Source organism: Oleiphilus sp. HI0123 (assembly GCF_001635315.1).
This window is the reverse complement of the sequence record NZ_LWGE01000482.1, coordinates 1-361: the sequence shown is the minus strand read 5'-3', so window position 1 is coordinate 361 and position 361 is coordinate 1. Positions and strand designations below refer to the sequence as shown.

Sequence of the window (361 nt, the reverse complement as noted above, 5' to 3'; positions counted from 1 at the left end):
CCTGAGCAAAGCCCTGGAAGATCGCGAGCGAGCGGCCGGCAAGCCGCGCGCAGACGAAAAGGATGTAAAGTGATGGCGAGGAGATCATTTCCCCCTCGACCATTCGGCACGCCAAAGGCGCTCGGCCATCGTGACCGGGCAGTCAGAGACCTCAATATTCAGGCGATCAATGACCGCCTGAACGCGGCGTACTCCGTGCATCACCGTGGTGTGATCGCGGCCGCCGACGAGGCGGCCGATCTGCACAAAGCTCGCCTCGGTATTGTTCTTAGCGAGCCAGAACAGGATCTGACGAGCGCGGACGAGATTGCCCAGACGCCGCTGTCCGCGAATATGCACGGCCGGGAACTGTGTGATGTAG

At 61.5% G+C, this 361-nt stretch carries 1 protein-coding gene; it reads right to left on the bottom strand.

Annotated features, from left to right (window positions below; all coding sequences use genetic code 11):
* Nucleotides 1-84: 84 nt before the first annotated feature.
* The coding region (locus A3761_RS25445) for a helix-turn-helix domain-containing protein (protein ID WP_304439583.1) at nucleotides 85-361 on the bottom strand (277 nt) is incomplete at its 5' end.